At 41.2% G+C, this 19045-nt stretch carries 14 protein-coding genes and 1 pseudogene; 10 read left to right on the forward strand and 5 right to left on the reverse strand.

The features are described 5' to 3' along the window. Positions 1-49: 49 nt before the first annotated feature. Positions 50-2224, reverse strand: a complete 2175-nt coding sequence (locus EL097_RS05870) for a GH92 family glycosyl hydrolase (RefSeq protein ID WP_003044587.1) — start codon at positions 2222-2224, stop codon at positions 50-52. A gap of 3 nt (positions 2225-2227) precedes the next feature. Next, a complete protein-coding gene (locus EL097_RS05875) occupies positions 2228-3106 on the reverse strand; it encodes an ROK family protein (RefSeq protein WP_003044585.1) in 879 nt (292 codons plus the stop codon). A 212-nt stretch (positions 3107-3318) separates the two neighbouring features. Here EL097_RS05875 and EL097_RS05880 point away from each other — a divergent pair, with 212 nt between their 5' ends. From EL097_RS05880 to EL097_RS05915, 8 genes are all read left to right on the forward strand, one after another. Continuing rightward, positions 3319-4269: an ABC transporter permease gene (locus tag EL097_RS05880; RefSeq protein ID WP_003044583.1), complete on the forward strand. Its 951-nt coding sequence runs from the start codon at positions 3319-3321 to the stop codon at positions 4267-4269. A 9-nt stretch (positions 4270-4278) separates the two neighbouring features. Next, positions 4279-5205, forward strand: coding sequence for a carbohydrate ABC transporter permease (locus tag EL097_RS05885; RefSeq protein ID WP_003044580.1), 927 nt, complete (start codon positions 4279-4281; stop codon positions 5203-5205). A gap of 80 nt (positions 5206-5285) precedes the next feature. Then, positions 5286-6731, forward strand: coding sequence for an ABC transporter substrate-binding protein (locus EL097_RS05890; RefSeq protein WP_003044577.1), 1446 nt, complete (start codon positions 5286-5288; stop codon positions 6729-6731). A 255-nt stretch (positions 6732-6986) separates the two neighbouring features. After that, the gene (locus tag EL097_RS05895) at positions 6987-7592 is read left to right on the forward strand and encodes a YesL family protein (RefSeq protein ID WP_003044575.1); all 606 of its coding nucleotides are present in this window, start codon (positions 6987-6989) and stop codon (positions 7590-7592) included. Further along, complete coding sequence (locus tag EL097_RS05900; RefSeq protein ID WP_099983254.1) at positions 7582-9306, forward strand: sensor histidine kinase; 1725 nt, start codon at positions 7582-7584, stop codon at positions 9304-9306. The genes EL097_RS05895 and EL097_RS05900 overlap by 11 nt, the downstream gene beginning before the upstream one ends. Next, positions 9306-10790: a response regulator transcription factor gene (locus EL097_RS05905; protein ID WP_003044567.1), complete on the forward strand. Its 1485-nt coding sequence runs from the start codon at positions 9306-9308 to the stop codon at positions 10788-10790. The genes EL097_RS05900 and EL097_RS05905 overlap by 1 nt, the downstream gene beginning before the upstream one ends. Next, on the forward strand, positions 10720-14229 hold the full coding sequence (locus EL097_RS05910) for a glycoside hydrolase family 2 TIM barrel-domain containing protein (protein ID WP_039994695.1): 3510 nt from the start codon (positions 10720-10722) through the stop codon (positions 14227-14229). The genes EL097_RS05905 and EL097_RS05910 overlap by 71 nt, the downstream gene beginning before the upstream one ends. A gap of 130 nt (positions 14230-14359) precedes the next feature. Beyond that, positions 14360-15253: a shikimate dehydrogenase gene (locus EL097_RS05915; RefSeq protein WP_003044562.1), complete on the forward strand. Its 894-nt coding sequence runs from the start codon at positions 14360-14362 to the stop codon at positions 15251-15253. A gap of 66 nt (positions 15254-15319) precedes the next feature. On the opposite strand, the gene aroB is transcribed toward EL097_RS05915, so the two are convergent. Both aroB and EL097_RS05925 read right to left on the reverse strand, forming a co-directional pair. Then, positions 15320-16393 carry a 3-dehydroquinate synthase gene (gene aroB / locus EL097_RS05920; protein WP_003044560.1) on the reverse strand — a complete coding sequence of 358 codons (1074 nt, stop codon included), beginning with the start codon at positions 16391-16393 and terminating at the stop codon, positions 15320-15322. Positions 16394-16448: 55 nt separating this feature from the next. After that, positions 16449-17201, reverse strand: a complete 753-nt coding sequence (locus EL097_RS05925; protein ID WP_003044557.1) for a bifunctional 3-deoxy-7-phosphoheptulonate synthase/chorismate mutase — start codon at positions 17199-17201, stop codon at positions 16449-16451. 329 nt (positions 17202-17530) lie between these two features. On the opposite strand from EL097_RS05925, the pseudogene EL097_RS11205 reads away from it, so the two are divergent. Further along, positions 17531-17767: pseudogene (locus tag EL097_RS11205) on the forward strand (hyaluronan synthase); the annotation flags it as partial. 237 nt (positions 17768-18004) lie between these two features. Next, the gene (locus EL097_RS05930; RefSeq protein WP_081587245.1) at positions 18005-18907 is read left to right on the forward strand and encodes a KxYKxGKxW signal peptide domain-containing protein; all 903 of its coding nucleotides are present in this window, start codon (positions 18005-18007) and stop codon (positions 18905-18907) included. An 11-nt stretch (positions 18908-18918) separates the two neighbouring features. Here EL097_RS05930 and EL097_RS11210 read toward each other — a convergent pair whose 3' ends face one another. Continuing rightward, positions 18919-19038 (reverse strand): helix-turn-helix domain-containing protein, encoded by a 120-nt coding sequence (locus EL097_RS11210; RefSeq protein WP_221622104.1) that lies wholly within the window; start codon positions 19036-19038, stop codon positions 18919-18921. Positions 19039-19045 lie beyond the last annotated feature (7 nt).

The raw sequence follows: 19045 nt of genomic DNA on the forward strand, positions 1-19045 counted from the left end.
TAAAAAAGAGTCCCCATTCAGTGAGTTACTGATTGGGGATTTTGCTTATTTAAGTTGTTAGGGAAAAAGGAAGGTCAGCAGAACAATAATGGATTTGGGGAGGGACTAGCCCTAGTTGAAAGTCAAGTTGACAACCTTTCACAAGATCATCATGGGTCAGGTAGAGCTTGTGATAGGGGTGGTGATTGAAGTCAAGCTTGGTAACAAACTGGTACTGGGGAACATTGCCCTTACAATTAATAACAATTTGCTTGCCTTTTGGAAGGTGAAGGCAGGCCTTATCAAGGTTTGGAATACCAATCAGGTATTGCCCTGTTCCAGGAGTAACAGGATAAATTCCTAGGCTATTGAGTAGATACCAAGAGCTCATGCTGCCATTGTCTTCATCACCGGGATAACCTTCTTGCGTAAAGGCGTGATTGAGCAGATTCTTAAGAATTAATTGTCCAAAATGGGGTTGACCAATGTAATGATAAAGATAGGGAAGATGGAAACTTGGCTGGTTGGAGATGGCTATCTGTCCAAAATCTAGAGCCGCTAATTCACTCATTTCATGAATTTCAAAGCCATAAGCATGAACTTTAAATTGAGGCTCTTGATTACACAATGTTTCCAAGCGTTTAGCAAAGGAAGTTTTACCTCCGGTTAATCGGATATAACCTAAGATATCATGGTAACAAGCAAAGCTATTTTGATAGCTAGAGCCTTCGGTATAATCTTCTCCCCAGTTAAGAGGATCAAAGTTTGGACGAAACTGTCCTTTGGCGTCTTTACTTCTGAGAAAACCATTGGTTTTGTCGATTAACTGACGATAGTTAAGGGAGCGGAAATGGTAGCTAGCCTCTAGCTCTGACTTTCCTAAAGTACCAGCCACTTGGCCAATGCAAAAATCACTGTAAGCATAATCTTGGGTTTGGTTGACACTTTCGTGGTAATGGTTAGGAATATAGCCTAATTTTTGGTAGTCGTCTGCTCCTAATCGACCAAATTTGGGATTATCACTTTGCTTATTGGCAGTATCCAGCATGGCATCTAACAGGTCGGGCATCAACTGGGCTCCAATGCCTTTAACGGCAGCATCAGCAATGACGGCATCCACAAGGGTACCAGGCATCAGTCCTCTTTCATCAGGAGAGAGCCACTTAGGTAGAAAACCAGTGTCCTTGTAACTGCTCAGCAGTCCTTCTAGGATATCCTCGTAGGTGTCAGGAGCGATTAGGGATAGCAGGGGGTAGAGGGATTTGTAGGTATCCCAAAAGCCGTTGTTGGTGTAAGCTTTACCCTTAGTGGCTGTTTTGGTGAGCGTGTTGTAGTGAATTGCTTCGCCGTTGTCATTATTCTCATACCACCTTTGTGGGAAAAGCAGGGCTCGGTAAAAGTGTTGGTAGAAGAGCTTGACCTTATCAAAATCTTTGTCCTCAACTTCGATGCGATTTAGAAAGTTAGTCCATTGGGCGCGGTTATTGGCTAAGGAAGTTTCAAAATCTTGTGGAAATTCTCTTTGCCAATTGAGAGCAGCCTGTTGAAAACTGATAAAGGATGTGGCGGCGGTCACTTCCAAGTGTCGGAGGCTTTCGTCAAATTGGAAGTAGGTAAAAGTGGTTTTGGTTTTATCGTCTAAAGCAACTGATTTCAATTGGTCACCAATGTATTTGTGGGTGACAGGGCTGCTAAATTGCAGATGAACATACATACAAAGGTCTTTGTCATGGCAATCAGAAACGTTTTGAACACAGCCAAGTAGGGTTTTACCATCAGCTTCCACTTGCCAAAAACTGTTGCCAGGGTTGTGGATAATCAGTCCTGCGCTGCCATTCTCAAAAGAAAAATCACAATGAAAGCCGTACATGGAGGCTGTTGCTCGGCTCAAAATGCGATGTCTCTGGCTAAAAACTTCTAGCAGGTGTGGCTGAAAACGGGCTTCCTTTGGACGATATGAACTCTGATTGTGGAAGACATCGCCTTTGCTGACAAGGTCGCTAACTGGTAACAAAGTCACGGTAGCAAAATCACCCATCCAGGGGCTGGGCTGATGGGTCAGTCGAATCCCAGCAAAAGTGTGATCCTCGGGATGAAACCACCAAGCACCACGGTTTGCTTGGTTTTCTAAAGCTAAATAATTCATTCCAAAAGGGACACCTGTGAGGGGCAGGCAATTGCCCTGTGAAAAGGCATATTGGCTGGCTGTGCCAAAGCGCGTGTCAATAAAATCTAGATGGTCCATGGGTCATTTCTCCTTGTGTTCTTGGTAAAAATCAATGGCAGCTCCCAGAAGATTGGCTTCGTTTTTAAAGTGACAAATAGCTAGTTGAGGTCTAAGGTTGGTGATTTCGACAGCTTGGTAGAGTTTGTCTAGTTCAGCTTCAATCGCTGGCAGTAAAAAATCAGCTTGGGAAACACCGCCTCCGATTAACATTAGTTGAGGGTCAAAGGCGTGTTGAATGTTAAAAATACCGATAGCTAAACTTTGGAGAAAGATCTGCCTTTCTGTAAGTGCTAGGGGATCTCCTTGCTCTGCGAGCATAAGGACAGCTTTGCCAGTATAAGCTTTTCCATCATTGACGGCTGCACTATACCGCTTGGCCATATTAACCACTGTCCCTAACTGACTGAAGGTTTGCATGTGCGGATTCATAATCATAAAACCAAATTCACCGCCGAATAAATGAGCACCATGGTAAATCTTGCCATCAATGACCAAGCTACCTCCAACTCCAGTTCCCAAAACAAGCATGGCTAGGCTACTAGCGCCTTTTCCTGCCCCTAAGGTAGCTTCAGCTAAGGCTGCACAATTGGCATCGTTTTCGATAGAAATAGGGTAATGTAGCCGTTCCTCTAAGGCTTCTTGGATTTTAAAATGGTGAATGTAGGGAATAGCGCTGGCGCCTTCGATAATACCCTTTTCTTTATTGACTGCCCCAGGTGAACTGATGGCAATTCCTGAGAAATGGTAAGCAGAGTAGCGAGCAACTTCTTGGTCGAGCAACTGATAGAAACTTTCAAGATCAGCAGGAGTAGGAAAACTGCTTTGTTGGCTCAGTTGACCATTTTGGTAGAGGGCAAATTTGAGGGAGGTACCTCCCATATCAAGACATAATAAGGTCATAGGGATTCTCCTTTAGCATGAGATAAACTCTTATTTCTAACCTTAGTATGACAGATTTCCAAAAGAATAAAAAGGCTTTCTGAGAGATTCTATATTTTGTGCTATCATACCTATAATTTGTGTTATCATACCTATAATTTGTTGCTTGTTGATAATGAAAGCGCTTGATATACTGTAACCATAACCTGATTAACACAAAGGGAGGTTGGGAAATGACCAAACAAACCAACAAAAAGACATCCTTTTGGAAAAATATGATTAAATACCGAGCCCTGCTGTTAATGGTATTACCAGGTTTCATCTGGTTCATTTTTTTCTTTTACATTCCAGTATTAGCCAATGTCGTTGCTTTTAAGGATTTCCATTATTCAGCCGGAGGCTTTATGGAGAGTTTAAAAGAGAGTCCTTGGGTTGGTTTAGATAATTTTAAATACCTCTTTGCTTCCAAAGATGCCTGGCTGATTACTAGAAACACCATTGCTTATAATGTAATCTTTTTACTGTTCAATGTTTTCTTTGCTATCGCATTTGCCATCATCATGAGTGAATTGCGAAATAAGAAAACTGTTAAAGTTTATCATACCATGTCCTTACTGCCCTATTTCTTATCTTGGGTTGTTATTGAATACTTTGTTTCTGCCTTTTTAAACACTGATAAAGGTTTTATTAATCAACTTCTGGTTGGCAGTGGCAGTAGCCCAATCAAATGGTATTCCAATCCAACTTGGTGGCCTTTGATTTTACTTTTCATGAGTGTCTGGAAGGGGCTAGGTTACAACAGTATTATCTATTACGCTTCGGTAAAAGGCATTTCAGATACCTACTATGAAGCTGCTATGGTGGACGGGGCTAACAAGTGGCAGCAGATTAAGAATATTACCATTCCTCAATTATTGCCGATGATGTCCATCTTATTGATTATTAATATTGGTAGTATCTTTAAGTCGGACTTTGGGCTCTTCTATGTTATTCCAAAAAATTCAGGCCCTCTTTATGATGTGACCAGTGTTTTGGACACTTATGTTTATAATGCCTTGACCGCCACGGGAGATATTGGGATGGCATCAGCTGCTAGTTTGTATCAGTCGGTCGTCGGGACTTGCATCTTGTTAGCCACCAATGCGATTGTTCGTCGTATGGATCCCGATGCGGCCTTGTTCTAGGAGGAAAACATGGAGAAAAAGAAAAAAGTCAAAAAGGTTAATGTTAGAACTTTTGATCGAAAAACCAATGCTATCTTTAATATTCTGATTGGTCTTTTTGCCATCTCTTGTATCATTCCTTTTATCTTTGTGATTATTATTTCGTTTACAGATGAAAGTTACTTGATTAACCATGGTTATAGTTTTTTTCCGACAGCTTGGTCCACAGACGCTTACCATTATATTTTACAAGGGGCCATGTCACAGAGGATTATGAAATCATTTGGGGTATCTGTTTTTATCACAGTGGTGGGAACCTTTATTAACACAACCATGACCTCAACCTATGCTTATGCTATTTCAAGGCCTTATTTCCCTTATAGACGCTTTTTCACGGTCTATGCTCTCATTACCATGCTGTTTGCACCAGGGCTGGTTGCCAATTACTTGGTGGTCAGCAATTTACTGCAATTGAAAGATACGGTTTGGGCTTTGATTTTACCAATGGCTCTGGGGCCATTTGGCATTTTGGTCATGAGAACCTTCTTTAAAAAGACGGTTCCAGATAGTATTATTGAATCAGCTCGTATGGATGGGGCTAGTGAATGGATGATTTTTATGAAAATTGTTCTGCCCTTGGCTGTTCCAGGGATTGCCACCATCAGTTTATTTTCTGCCTTGACTTATTGGAATGACTGGTTCAATGCTTTGTTGTATGTGCAAAGTGAGAGTCTTTACCCAATGCAATACTTGTTAATGAAAATTCAGAGCAACTTACAGGCCTTGGCACAAAATGCCGGTATGAGTGCACAGATGGCAGATAGCCTAGCATCCTTGCCAAAAGAATCTGTTCGCATGGCTATTGTGGTCATTGCAACCTTACCAATTGCCCTAACGTATCCTTTTTTCCAAAAATATTTTGTCGGTGGTTTGACCATTGGTGGGGTAAAGGAATAGGACTTAAGAAACTGGTCACAAGACCAGCTCTTATCGAATCATTAGTAACAAAAGAAAAAATTTTTTAGGAGGCTTCACTTATGAAAAAGTGGCAAAAAATCGTGTGTGTGACTGGGACTGTCCTTGCGGCATCTAGTTTAGCAGCCTGCGGAAGCAAATCAGCATCGAAGGACAGTGATGTCAAATTATTGATGTACCAAGTAGGTGAAAAACCTGATAACTTCGATGAATTGATGACAATCGCTAACAAGCGTATCAAGGAAAAAACAGGCGCAACGGTTGACCTTCAGTACATTGGTTGGGGCGACTGGGACGATAAAATGAGTACTATCATTGCCTCTGGTGAAAACTACGACATTGCTTTTGCCAATAACTATGTGGTCAATGCTCAAAAAGGAGCCTTTGCTGATTTGACAACATTAATGCCAAAATATGCGAAGAAAACTTATAAAAACTTAGACCCAGCCTACATTAAAGGAAATACGATTGACGGCAAACTTTATGCCTTCCCAGTAGATGCCAACGTCTATGCCCAACAAATGTTGTCTTTCAATAAAGAATTAGTGGATAAATATGGCCTTGATATTTCAAATATCAACTCCTATGCTGAGGCTGAAAATGTCTTGAAACAATTCCACGAAAAAGAACCAAACACAGCAGCTTTTGCCATTGGTCAAGTCTTTAGCATGTCAGGTGATTACGATTACCCATTGACTAAAAATCAGCCGTTCGCGGTTAAAATTGATGAAGGTAAGCCAACCATCATTAATCAATATGAAGATGAATCCTTTAAAGATAACCTCCGCTTGATGCACAAATGGTATCAAGAAGGTTTGATTCCAACAGATGCAGCGACCAATACAGAAGGCTACCCTCTAGAAGGAAACACTTGGTTCATGCGTGAAGAAACCCAAGGTCCTATGGACTACGGCGATACTATCTTGACTAATGCTGCTGGTAAAGACATTGTGTCTCGGCCATTGACTAAACCGTTAAAAACCACATCACAAGCCCAAATGGCAAACTTTGTAGTGTCAAACGTGTCTAAAAATAAGGAAAAAGCAGTTGAAGTCCTTTCTCTTCTTAATAGTGATCCTGAATTACTCAATGGCCTTGTTTACGGTGTTGAGGGCAAAGCTTGGGAAAAAACAGGCGACAAGAAAATCAAATTGCTTGATGGCTACCAACCAAAAATGCACATGGGTGCTTGGAACACTGGTAACAACAAAATTCTTTATACTCAAGAATCCATCACAGATGATATGATTACCAAACGTGACCAATCGATTAAAGATGCTAAAGAATCTCCAATCCTTGGGTTCACGGTTAATACTAAATCTATCAAAACTGAGTTGTCAAATATCTCAAACGTAATGAACCGTTATAAAGCAAGTATCAATACTGGTACAGTGGATCCTGACGAAGCCCTTCCAAAACTTCTTGCAGACCTCAAAGGTGCTGGTTGGGACAAGGTGCAAAAAGAAGTTCAAAAACAATTGGACGATTTTGTAGCTAAAGACAAGTAAGGAATCCGTTTTCCTGATTATAAGTTGAGGGCTGAGGGAGTGACCCTTGGCCCTTTTTATCTGAAAGGTAGCTTGTTAAAAGAGACTAATAATGACAAGTAGCAGAGTTAGTGCTAGCTTGATTAAATGATTAAAGCGGTTTCCCAAAGTTTACAAATTATGCTATATTAAGAGAGTCTAATCTATTAGTCAGAAGAACAGTGCCTAAGTAGCTAAAACTAGTCTTGTAACTGTTAGTAAGAAGAGGAAGATCTTATGAATGGAATTGAAAAAGCCTGTTTTCTAATTTGGAAAATGATTCAACTGACCCTCATTTTTCATCTTTTGTCCTTAGCTGGACTGATTATGTTTGGGGTGGGGCCTGCCTGGCAAACTATTGTCACCCTCTTTTTAGAAACTAGTCAAGAGGAGAAACACTATTCCTTAAGACGGGCTTTTCATCTTTGGAAGTCCTCTTTTAAACAAGCCAACATCAGCTTTTGGCTTTTTGGAGTTAGTCTCGCTTTTTTAAGTACCAATTTGCATTGGGCGGTGCAATTTCAATCCCTTTTTTGGTTTATCATTTCATTTCTGATTTTGATAGCCATGATTTGGTTGAGCATGACCTATTGCTACATGACCTTTTACGAGGTTATTTATGCCATTCGGTTGTGGGAAAACATCAAATTAGCCTTTATCAGTGTTTTCCTTAGTTTTAAAGATTTTTTGCTGATGTTTGCAGTTTTACTGGGAACTGCCTTAGTGACATGGCAATACAAGGGGTTATTTCTTTTTTTAAGCTTTGGCGCTCTGGTCTTTTTATTGGATCTTGTGACCAGATCCAATCGTCAGTTGGTAGATGGAGTGATTGATGACCATTAAAACGTTGGGAAAGTATGTGACCGACTATTTTAAGCAAGGCTTTTTGATTAATCGGCTGATGACATTATATAGCCTGTTAATTGTAAGTTTTTTCACTTTGGCAGCTATTGGCTTGAGCAGTTATTCTATCAGTAATACGTATAAAAGAGTGGATACTGAGGCGCAGATGCGACTGGAGGATACTTTAAGCAAGTTGCAGTCCCAAAATTATATTACCCTACGGGTTTTAGAGCAGTTGGTTGGCCGTTCAGAAGATTATCGTAACCTCTATCAATACATGATGTTAACCCCAAACCAGTATTTTTCAAAAGTTTTTGAAGACTGGGAAAAAGGAAAAGACACGGTCCTATTTTCAGAAGAGGTGAGACGACTCTTTGACTTGTACCCTGATTTGATTTCCATAAGCTTGTTGCTAGATGACAGTAGTGCTTACCTGTACGCTGATAGGGCCATTAAGACAGGGCGTCTCCTGTATGGCAAACCAGATAAGTTAAGAGGCAATTTTCTGGTTCGTTCTATTCGAAACCCTGAGTCAGGAGATGTGACTGGCCGTCTTTACCTGACTTTTAATGAGCCAACTACTGTCATAAGGCCGCAAGAAAATCATTATTTAGCTAGTTTTGCCTTTGATTATTATGGCCGTAAACTTTTTTGTCAAGGGGGCAAGGGATTCCCCCATTTGGAAGCAGATATGAGGCAGGCCATTAAGGCTGAACAAGCAATCGATCTGAGTAGTCTTAATAAGGCCTATAAGATTCAATACAACCGTTCAGGGGACTTACTTGCCTATGTGGCCATCAAGAAGTCTTACTTGTTACTGGAAGCTGTCCGAACAGTTTTAATGTACAGCTGTTGTTCACTGTTATTGGCTTGGTTATTATTACAACTCCTCTTTAGAGTTTTTCGAAATTACATCAAGCAGGTTTCTGAGATTACAGATACCATTGAAATGGTTGCAGCAGGAGACCTGTCTTTAACCATCGACAACAGCCATATGGAATTGGAATTGTACCATATTTCGGAAGCCATTAATCAGATGTTGGCCAGTATTAAAGCTTATATTGATGAGGTTTACGTGTTAGAGGTGGAGCAGCGAAATGCCCAAATGAGAGCCCTGCAATCTCAAATAAACCCTCACTTTTTATACAATACCCTAGAATATATTCGGATGTACGCCCTTAGTTGCCAACAAGAAGAGCTGGCAGATGTCATCTATGCTTTTGCTAGTTTGCTGCGTAACAATATCAGTCAGGACAAGATGACAACTCTTAAAGAAGAATTGGCTTTTTGTGAAAAATACATTTACCTCTACCAAATGCGTTACCCAGATAGCTTTGCCTACCATGTCAAAATTGATGAAAGTCTTGCTAACATAGAAATTCCTAAATTTGTCATTCAACCTCTCGTTGAAAATTATTTTGTTCATGGCATTGATTATAACCGTCACGATAATGCCTTGAGCATCAAGGCTTTGGATGAAACAGACCATTTCTTGATACAGATTCTTGATAATGGACGCGGGATTAGCCAAGAGCGTTTGCTAGCTCTAGAAAAAAACCTACAAGAGCAAAAAACAACAGGCAATAGCTCTATTGGCTTGCAAAATGTTTATCTCCGTCTTTTCCATCATTTTCGAGATAGGGTTTCTTGGTCCATGGCAGGGGGGTCAACTGGTGGCTTTATCATTCAAATTAGGATTAGAAAGGACACTTGATGTATAAGGTACTATTAGTTGACGATGAATACATGATTTTACAAGGGCTCACCATGATTATTGATTGGCAGGCACTTGGATTTGAAGTGGTTCAAACAGCAAAATCAGGTAAGGAGGCTCTCTCTTATTTGGCTCAAAACCCTGTGGATGTCATGATTTCAGATGTCAATATGCCTGGAATGACAGGTTTGGACTTAATTGAAGCAGCTAAAACCTATCACCCCCAGCTACAAACCTTGATTTTATCAGGCTATCAGGAATTTTCCTATGTGCAAAAGGCTATGGAATTAGAGACCAAGGGGTATTTGTTAAAACCTGTGGATAAGGCAGAATTACAGGCTAAGATGAAACAATTTAAGGACTTATTGGATGCGCAACAGGCAGAGTCGCTGCGTCAAGAAGCCTATCATGACAGCCTTTTGACCCTTTGGCTTACAGATGAATTGAATGAGAAAGAATTTCAGCAATTAAGTCAAGGATTGCCAGCAGCTGCTTTAACTGGTTTTACAGTGCTGTATTTGGACTGTCAAGAGTGGCAAACAGCCATTGACACTTATTTTAAACAAGAAGGACAGCCTTTTTACCTCAAAAAAGAGGAAGACAAAAAGCTTTATCTAGCTGTCTTACTTGGGAAAGCCAGCCGTGCCAAGGCTTTTACCAATGAGTTGCAAGTCCGATTGGCAAGGACCATTAACCAAATCATTTTGGGGGAAACAGTTGATGATTGGGAAAATGTTTATGAAAGCTACAATCAGGTGCGCAAGAGCCTTTTTTACAACAGTAAAATGTCATCGGCTAGAATAAAGGGGGGTCAAAAAATTGAACTTCCGGAGTCTCGTTTGCAGTTTTTTGCCTTTAACAAGGCGTTGATGATAGGGGACGAACCTACAATCTTGTCTAAATTAGAAGCCATTTTTGATGAGATGAAGACTTTGAATTTTTCACCAGAGGATGTCAAACACGTTTCCTTTTTACTCTTTTCTGACATTTACCGTCAATTTCCAATTTTGGATAAAATGACCTATCTGTCCATGGTAAAAACCATTCATGACAGTCAATCCATTGATCGCATTTTGACTGAGCTAAAAAAAGTATTGGATCTCACCAATCAGAGTCATTCTCCTGAAAAACGCTACTCCGACTTAGTCAGTGAAACCATTGATTGTATTCGCAAAGAATACCATCAAGAGTTGACCCTTAAAGCTATCGCAGATAGGTTACATGTCAATGGAGTTTATTTAGGACAATGTTTTAAAAACGAAACCGAACGCAGTTTTGCCCAATACCTAAATCACGTTAGAATTCAAAAAGCGCAGCAGTTATTGCTTTACACCAACAAAACTATCAATGAAATTGCTTATGAAACAGGCTATAATACCAATCATTATTTTATCAAGATGTTTAAAAAGTTGAATGGTTTATCGCCAAAAGAATTTCGAGACCGTTATAAGGATAACTACCAAGCCATTAAAGGCGACCAGTAACTTCAAACAGGAGACTTTTATGAGACAAGCTAGCCAAGGAAAGTTAGTCAGAACCTATCAGTTTCACTATCTTTATCAAGAGGGGCGCAGGCAGCGATTTAACCAAGGCTGGCGTTTTCTTATGTCAGATGTGACGTGTGCTCAGAACCCTTCCTTTGATGATTCGGACTGGCAGGAAATCAATTTACCGCATGATTTCAGTCTTACGCAGCCTTACACAAGAAATGGTGAGGCTGAAAGTGCCTATAAACTAGGTGGTGTCGGTTGGTATCGCAACTATTTTGTGATAGATGATAGCTTGAGTTGTCGGCCTATCGAACTCACCTTTGAAGGGGCCTATATGGAAACTGAGGTCTATGTTAATGGGCACTTTGTAGGCAAACACCTCAATGGTTATCAGGAATTTAGCTATGACATATCACAGTTTGTAAGAGTTGGGGCTGAAAATCTTCTCGCTGTTCGGGTTGAAAACAAGGTTCCAAGTTCGCGTTGGTATTCAGGTAGTGGTCTTTATCGTGAAGTGAGTTTATCTGTCCTTCCCCAGCTTCATTTTGTGGCAGACCAGGTATCATTGACCTTGGCTAATACTGCTGTGCAGGAGAAGACACAAAAGAAAGTTGATTTACGCTTTGCTCTTAATCAGTCTATTCAGACTTTTCACTACCAACTGAGTCTCTGTTTATGGGAACAATCACATCACTCCAAAAACAGGAAGCTCCTTTATCAACTGACAGAAGTATCTCTAGATGAATTGGCTTTATCAAAACAGTATGGCCTTACACTGACTTTGGAAGAGCTCCAATTGTGGTCGCCAGATAATCCTCAACTCTACGATTTAGAACTCACTCTTTGCTATCAAGGTCAGGTCATTGATCGCTTTTCCCTTGAAACTGGTTTTCGTCAGCTTGCTTTTACGGCTAATCAGGGGCTTTTTGTGAACGGCAGAGCTGTCAAATTAAAGGGGGTCTGTCTGCATCATGACCAAGGAGGTCTAGGAGCCTGTGCTTACGAAGATGCCTTAGCTAGACAATTAGTCCTGTTGAAAGACATGGGGGCTAATACCATTCGTAGCACCCATAACCCAAGTAGTCCCAAACTTAGGCAATTAGCCAATCGTCTTGGTTTTTTTGTGATTGAAGAAGCCTTTGACACTTGGACCTATGCCAAAAATGGAAATGTTAATGACTTTTCAAACTATTTTCATCAGGCTATAGGAACTGAAAATGCAAGCTATCTCCAAAGAGTGAGGTCACCTGAAACGAGTTGGGCCCAGTATAGTATTGAGGCCATGGTCTGGTCCGCAAAGAATGACCCGTCAGTGTTGATGTGGTCTATTGGTAATGAATTGATGGAAGGTTTTTCAGCCGATGTCAGTCATTACCCAGAGATAACAAGGCAAATTTGCCAATGGATTGCTGCTATTGACACCTCACGTCCCATTACCTTTGGGGATAATAAATTAAAAGATCCTAACTTCTGTTGGCATGAGGAAGTGTTGCAAATGGCAACGATTCTTAGTCGATTAGACCATCCTCAGGGACTAATTGGGTTAAACTATGCTAATGGAGAAGACTATGATAGGCTTCATGAGGAACACCCTGACTGGCTTTTGTATGGCTCTGAAACAGCCTCAGCCATTACTAGCAGGGCTTATTATAAAGAGAAACAAAAAGTTCTTGACTCAAGTTACCACTTGACCTCCTATGATCATGCTAAGGTTGACTGGGGTGCCTTTGCTAGCCAAGCTTGGTATGATACTATTACCCGTGATTTTGTTGCTGGCGAATGTGTTTGGACAGGCTTTGATTATTTAGGGGAGCCTACGCCTTGGAATAAGATTGACAGCGGTGCTGTAGGTCTTTGGCCCTCTCCTAAAAATGCCTATTTTGGTATTTTAGACACAGCAGGTTTTCCAAAAGATAGCTATTATTTTTACCAAAGTCAGTGGGCGCAGGGGCAGACCACCTTGCACCTGTTACCAATCTGGCGGAAGGAACAGCTCTGTTTTGATGAGCAGGGATTGGTGGAGGTTGTGGTTTATAGCAATGCTGCTAGTGTTCAACTGATGTTTGAAGATGAGCAGGGCAACTTAACAGATTATGGGACAAAGGCATTTCAGACTCATAGCACCCCAACGGGGCATACTTATCAACTTTACCAAGGAGCTGACGCTGCTAAGAATCCTCATGAGAACCTTTACCTTACTTGGCGAGTGCCCTATCAAAAAGGGTTGCTGAGGGCAGTAGCCTATGACATTTCTGGAAAAAATATTTCCAAAACCAGTGGACGTTCTCAAGTTAGAACTTATGGGTCAGTGGCGCAGCTATCTTGGCAAGCTTTTGAACCACCTATTGACTCCCCTCAGGAATTGCTTTATTTGGACTTATCACTCTTGGATAGCCGAGGTGAGTTGGTCAGCCATGCTCAAGATTGGCTACAGGTTCAGGTAGAAGGACCAGCCCGTTTGTTGGCTCTTGATAACGGTAATCCTGCTGACCACACTCCTTATCAAGAGCTTCTGCGTCAGGCATATGGAGGAAAATTACTAGCCATTCTAGCCCTCACTGGAGAGGCAGGACGCATTAAGGTCACTGCAAAGGGGCCGCAGCAACTTAGCAGTGTTTTTCAAACACAAGTAGCCTACCGTGCCCCCCAAGAACGTGTATTGACACTACCTTTAGAGAAATATCAGTTTAAAAAGCGCCGACTGACAAGTCAACAAGGAGTTGGTCAATCTCGTCTAAAAAGCACACAATCCCTTTCCTATTTGGAGAACAAAAAAGACCAACAGAAAGCAGATAAGGTTGGGACCCCGCACATTCTTGTCACCAGTTACCAACACTATTTATCTCTGCCTTTGCAGGTTTGTCCTCAGGCATTTGACTTTAAAAAAGGCGACGACATCTTCTTGCCTCAGTGGCTCCAAGTCAAAGATGCTCAAGGCTCTCTTGTAAAAAAAGCTTTTCCAGTGACATGGTGCCTAAAAGAGAAAACCTTTACCAAGCCTATTGTTGTCACGGGTTATGTTTCTTGTTTTGGTCAATCAATGCCAGTTGAGGCAAGGCTTAACCTAGCACAAGCAGGCAAAAGACGGCACCAGAATCTCAGTTTAGTCGCCAAGCAATCCCTGATTACCACAAGTCAACAAAAGCTAACGTATTGCTACCAATATGATACGGTACAAGCCATAGGAGCCATGAGCTTGCAAAATCACACAGGCACCCCTCTTAGTGTGTCCGTGACAATCAGCTATGGGAGTCAGAGCTCTATTAAGCAAGAAACCTTGATGCTAGCTGATAGCCACTTGAGTCAGTTAGAAGAGGTTATTTTCTTCGATGATATGTTGACTGTTTTGTATCTGGCAGTGACTCTTGAAGTCATTGAAGGACCTGACTTAACTGAAGACAGTATTCAAATTGGCCTTTGGGATTTGGCATAAGTAGAAGAAAACTTCTTTGGCACCAAGTCTGATGAATTCTGTAAAAAAAGGTATAATAAAAAACAAAAAGGCGTGCTTTATTATGTGAAAGGCGCCTTTAAAAGGTTGAAATGGAAGGTGAAATTACCAAATGTCAGAACGCTTATCAGGCCACACTCTGCTGGTCTCTTTGCTTGCTACTCCTATTCGTCATAGTTTGTCTCCCAAAATGCACAACGAAGCCTATGCTAAACTGGGGCTGGATTATGCCTACCTTGCTTTTGAAGTGGGGACAGAGCAATTAGCAGATGCCGTGCAAGGGATTCGTGCCTTAGGAATCCGAGGTTCCAATGTGTCTATGCCCAATAAGGAAGCTATTTTGCCCTTATTGGATGACTTATCGCCAGCTGCTGAGCTGGTCGGTGCGGTCAATACGGTTGTCAATAAGGATGGTAAAGGACATCTCGTGGGACATATTACAGACGGTATAGGAGCGGTAAGAGCCTTGGCTGACGAAGGGGTGTCGGTGAAGAACAAAATCGTTACCTTAGCAGGGGCCGGTGGGGCAGGAAAAGCTATTGCTGTCCAGCTAGCTTTTGACGGCGCCAAAGAGGTTCGTTTGTTTAACCGACAAGCTGCTCGTCTGAGTAGCGTTCAAAAACTTGTGACAAAACTGAACCAGCTAACAAGGACCAAAGTAAGCCTTCAAGATTTGGGAAATCAGACCGCCTTTAAGGAGGCCATCAGGGAATCTCATCTATTTATTGATGCTACAAGTGTAGGAATGAAGCCTTTAGAAGATCTAAGTTTGATTACCGAGCCGGAGCTCATTCGCCCAGACTTGGTTGTCTTTGACATCGTCTATAGCCCAGTAGAAACCAAGTTACTAGCCTTTGCCCGTCAACATGGCGCCCAAAAAGTCATTAATGGGCTGGGCATGGTGCTTTATCAAGGAGCAGAAGCCTTTAAATTAATCACAGGTCAAGACATGCCAGTCGGCGCTATCAAAGCCCTGCTTTTTGAAGATTATTTCCCTAAGTCATGACAACTAATCGTAGCATAACTGAACAGCTCCCTGTCTATTTGACAGGGAGCTGTTCAGTTTGATCGTTCAAAGTAAATAGTCTAAAGTGTTAACAAATGCTTGATCATCTTTGTTAATGGCGAGGGTGGTAAAACCAGTTTCTGTGGGTAATATAAAGATAATATGCTGGTCAGAATTCTTCTTATCTGTTTTAAGGACATCAAAGAGGGGTTGCGCAGAGACATCAGCTCTTTCAAGTGTTGTTGGTAACTGGTAACGTTCAAAAGCTTGAACGAGGCTATTTAAGTCCTCTTTTGGCAAGAGCTTTTTAGAAGCAGCTAGCTTAGCATCAATCACCATACCAATGGCAATCGCTTCACCATGATGGTAAAAATCATGATGACAGAGTGACTCAATTGCATGACCCAAGGTGTGACCAAAGTTTAAGGACATGCGCAAGCCATTTTCAAATTCATCTTGCTCCACAATCCGTTTTTTATTGGAAATGGATTGGTAAATGAGATCTTCAAATTCCTGCTCATTGTTTTCTTTCTGAAAATCAAGTAATTGCTGAAAAAGTGGTCTATCATGGATAAAACCAATTTTGAGCATCTCACTGATACCGCAGGAAAACTCACGTTGAGGAAGGGTATTTAAGAAGGTTGTGGAAATGAGAATAACTTCTGGAGGGTAAATGCTGCCAATCATATTGGTCAAACCTTTAAAATGGACTCCAACTTTACCCCCGATACTGCTATCCACCTGACTAAGTAAGGTTGTTGGAATTTGAATGTAAGGAATACCACGGTAAAAGGTTGCAGCGACAAAACCACCTAGATCTCCAATAACACCGCCACCAATAGTGATTATCATGTCCCTTTTAGAGAAATTTTCAGCGATGAGCTGGTCGTAAATAGCACTGGCACGTTCCAGAGACTTAGATTGCCCTCCCGGTGGACAGATATGGACAAAAGCAGTGTACTGCTGACTTAAGTCCTCAAAGAGAGGCTGATACAAGTCATAGACCGTTTGATCGGTAATAAACAAGAGTTTACGCTGCTTGCGCTCACCAAGGCAATCTGCCAAAGTTTTTAAAACATCATTGGTAAACAGGATATCGTAATCCTTAACTCGAGAATGGACATGAAGTGTTTGTGGCATAAGCATTCCTTTCGTCAGTACTAGGCAAGAGAGATAAGGTCGTGCTGTTCAGGGATTAATCTTGCCAAAGATCCTGCCCCAATTTTTCTAATTGTTTGTAATCAATTTGCTGGGCGGCGTCTGACAGCGCGTGGTCGGGATTAGGATGAACCTCCATCATAATGCCATTGGCGCCGACAGCTTTAGCTACTTTGGACGCAGGCAAGAGCAAATCTCGTCTGCCTGTCGAATGGGAGACGTCCACAATAATCGGTAAATCTGTCTTTTGTTGGATAATAGGAACTGCCATAATATCAAGCATATTTCTGGTTTCCACATCGTAGCCACGAATACCACGCTCGCATAAGATAATATTGGATTTTCCAGTATCTTGTAAGTAGGAAAGAGCCCCCAAGAATTCCTCGATAGTAGCCATCAGGCCCCGTTTAAACAAAATCGGTTTGTCAATGTGTGACAAGGTTTTTAAAAACTCAAAATTTTGCATGTTGCGGGCACCAACCTGAATGACATCCAGATAGTCATAGGCTTCTTCTAATTGGTGCTCGGACATGATTTCGCTGACCGATCGTAAGCCAAATTCCTGACAAACCTCATGCAAGTAACGAATTCCTTGCAGGCCAAGGCCTTGAAAAGAGGCAGCAGATGTCCTAGGTTTATAGGCGCCTCCTCTAAAATAGTTGTAGCCAAGTTTTTTGGCACTGGCAGCTGATAATCTAATCTGATCATAAGATTCAATGGAACAAGGCCCAACAATAAAATTATTCTTAGAGCAGGTCTTATTTTGAAAGTCAGACATAATGTCATTCATTCGTTTGATTCCTTTACTAATGCATCACTAATCACTAAGCAAGTATCTGCTAGGACATTTTCGGATGATGTGAGATAAGTTAAAAGTAGGTTAACTGGTTAGCTCTTTAGCTTTGACAGCCTTGCTATGTTAAAAAAACAAGCACCTACAACCTGTGAAATGATACCATAAACAAGGTGAAATAGCAAGTAACCACTAGGGTTTTCAAGCTTGAAGAACTTCCTTGAATTAGAGGAGAAAGACTCTCTTCCTCATTAAGGTTAAATCATCAGGAAGAACAATTCGACGTTTTTGGGGCAATCCTATTGAGACCATGTTAAAGAGTTAGTTGGAACAAATCATTCTTTAGGGAATCTGTAATTTCTATCAAGAAACTCAGGAGAAAACCACTTGTTGCCTTGTGGACTATTTTGGAAATAGCCATGGTTATCCTGCTGATGGTAGCAGTTGGGAGCTTTTTCCTAGATCAAGTTATTTACCTAAATAGGCTTAAGCTCCTTGCTTTCCTTATTATTGTCTTGATTGTGGCTCTATGCCGCAATGTTCACTATATGGTTAAATACCCCTAGCTATTCTCGATACGTGTGGTGGATTCTTCAACTTTGATATTAGTTTGATATTAGTTTGATATTAGAATGAAGAGCGGCATAGCCTTAATCCCATGAAAATAGAAAAGTCTGAAAGTGATCTTAAATAATTGATTGTTCAAAAAATAAAAAAATACCCAAAAAAAGAGCTTGTATATATATAATTGTTTTCTAATCAAAAAATAATTATATAAAAAGTGAGGTATAGTTAATTTAATGAACAAACTAAAAGGAAAATTTAGAACATGGAAATCGGGTAAGCACTGGATGTATGCCGGGGCAATGGTGATACTTGCTACAGGAATGTGTACAGGTAAAGTTACTTTAGCTGAAACCTGTTTTTTAGAGAGTCAGATAACCAATAGTGATAGTGGAACCTATTTAGATAGGGAGGAAGAAACTCATCATTCTCAATTTGCTCAGGGCAGTCAAGATGGGTACGATGATGCTAAGAATAATAAAGAAAGAAAACCAAAGCAATCTGAAGATGATTACACTTTAGGTTATGATTATGGTTATGATTATGGTCAAAAAGATAAAGCTAAGTCAGAAGCCTATGAGGCAGGCTTTGGGGACGGACTTGCAGGACGAGACATGGCCTTGTCACCAGACCTACCACGCGATCTTCAAGAAGCCTATCGTGACGCGTACTTAGAAGGTCAAAAAGAGCGCGCTAAACAAGAAGCACGTAAAGAAGCCTTGGAAGATGAAGAGGCAGAAGAGCTAGATCGCGTTGACGTTCAATTTGAAGAAGCCTATGAGGCAGGCTTTGAGGACGGACTTGCAGGACGAGACATGGCCTTGTCTCCAGACCTACCACGCGATCTTCAAGAAGCCTATCGTGACGCGTACTTAGAAGGTCAAAAAGAGCGCGCTAAACAAGAAGCACGTAAAGAAGCCTTGGAAGATGAAGAGGCAGAAGAGCTAGATCGCGTTGACGTTCAATTTGAAGAAGCCTATGAGGCAGGCTTTGGGGACGGACTTGCAGGACGAGACATGGCCTTGTCTCCAGATCTACCACGCGATCTTCAAGAAGCCTATCGTGATGCGTACTTAGAAGGTCAAAAAGAGCGCGCAAAACAAGAAGCACGTAAAGAAGCCTTGGAAGATGAAGACTAGTATTAGTTATCTCAGACTGTAGGCAAAATAGATGAGTGGCGGTTGAGCAAGGTCGCTATTTCAGATAAGCTTAGTCTCTGAGTTAGATAAATAAGAATACGTTTTCTCTCTTCTAATAGTAGAATAATGATAGCTCAT

It is taken from the genome of Streptococcus canis, assembly GCF_900636575.1.
GTDB lineage: Bacteria > Bacillota > Bacilli > Lactobacillales > Streptococcaceae > Streptococcus > Streptococcus canis.

Coding starts and splice junctions, on each gene's coding strand:
- EL097_RS05870 (WP_003044587.1), bottom strand. CDS start 2,224: ATGGACCATCTAGATTTTATTGACACGCGCTTTGGCACAGCCAGCCAA.
- EL097_RS05875 (WP_003044585.1), bottom strand. CDS start 3,106: ATGACCTTATTATGTCTTGATATGGGAGGTACCTCCCTCAAATTTGCC.
- EL097_RS05880 (WP_003044583.1), top strand. CDS start 3,319: ATGACCAAACAAACCAACAAAAAGACATCCTTTTGGAAAAATATGATT.
- EL097_RS05885 (WP_003044580.1), top strand. CDS start 4,279: ATGGAGAAAAAGAAAAAAGTCAAAAAGGTTAATGTTAGAACTTTTGAT.
- EL097_RS05890 (WP_003044577.1), top strand. CDS start 5,286: ATGAAAAAGTGGCAAAAAATCGTGTGTGTGACTGGGACTGTCCTTGCG.
- EL097_RS05895 (WP_003044575.1), top strand. CDS start 6,987: ATGAATGGAATTGAAAAAGCCTGTTTTCTAATTTGGAAAATGATTCAA.
- EL097_RS05900 (WP_099983254.1), top strand. CDS start 7,582: ATGACCATTAAAACGTTGGGAAAGTATGTGACCGACTATTTTAAGCAA.
- EL097_RS05905 (WP_003044567.1), top strand. CDS start 9,306: ATGTATAAGGTACTATTAGTTGACGATGAATACATGATTTTACAAGGG.
- EL097_RS05910 (WP_039994695.1), top strand. CDS start 10,720: ATGGTTTATCGCCAAAAGAATTTCGAGACCGTTATAAGGATAACTACC.
- EL097_RS05915 (WP_003044562.1), top strand. CDS start 14,360: ATGTCAGAACGCTTATCAGGCCACACTCTGCTGGTCTCTTTGCTTGCT.
- aroB (WP_003044560.1), bottom strand. CDS start 16,393: ATGCCACAAACACTTCATGTCCATTCTCGAGTTAAGGATTACGATATC.
- EL097_RS05925 (WP_003044557.1), bottom strand. CDS start 17,201: ATGAATGACATTATGTCTGACTTTCAAAATAAGACCTGCTCTAAGAAT.
- EL097_RS05930 (WP_081587245.1), top strand. CDS start 18,005: ATGAACAAACTAAAAGGAAAATTTAGAACATGGAAATCGGGTAAGCAC.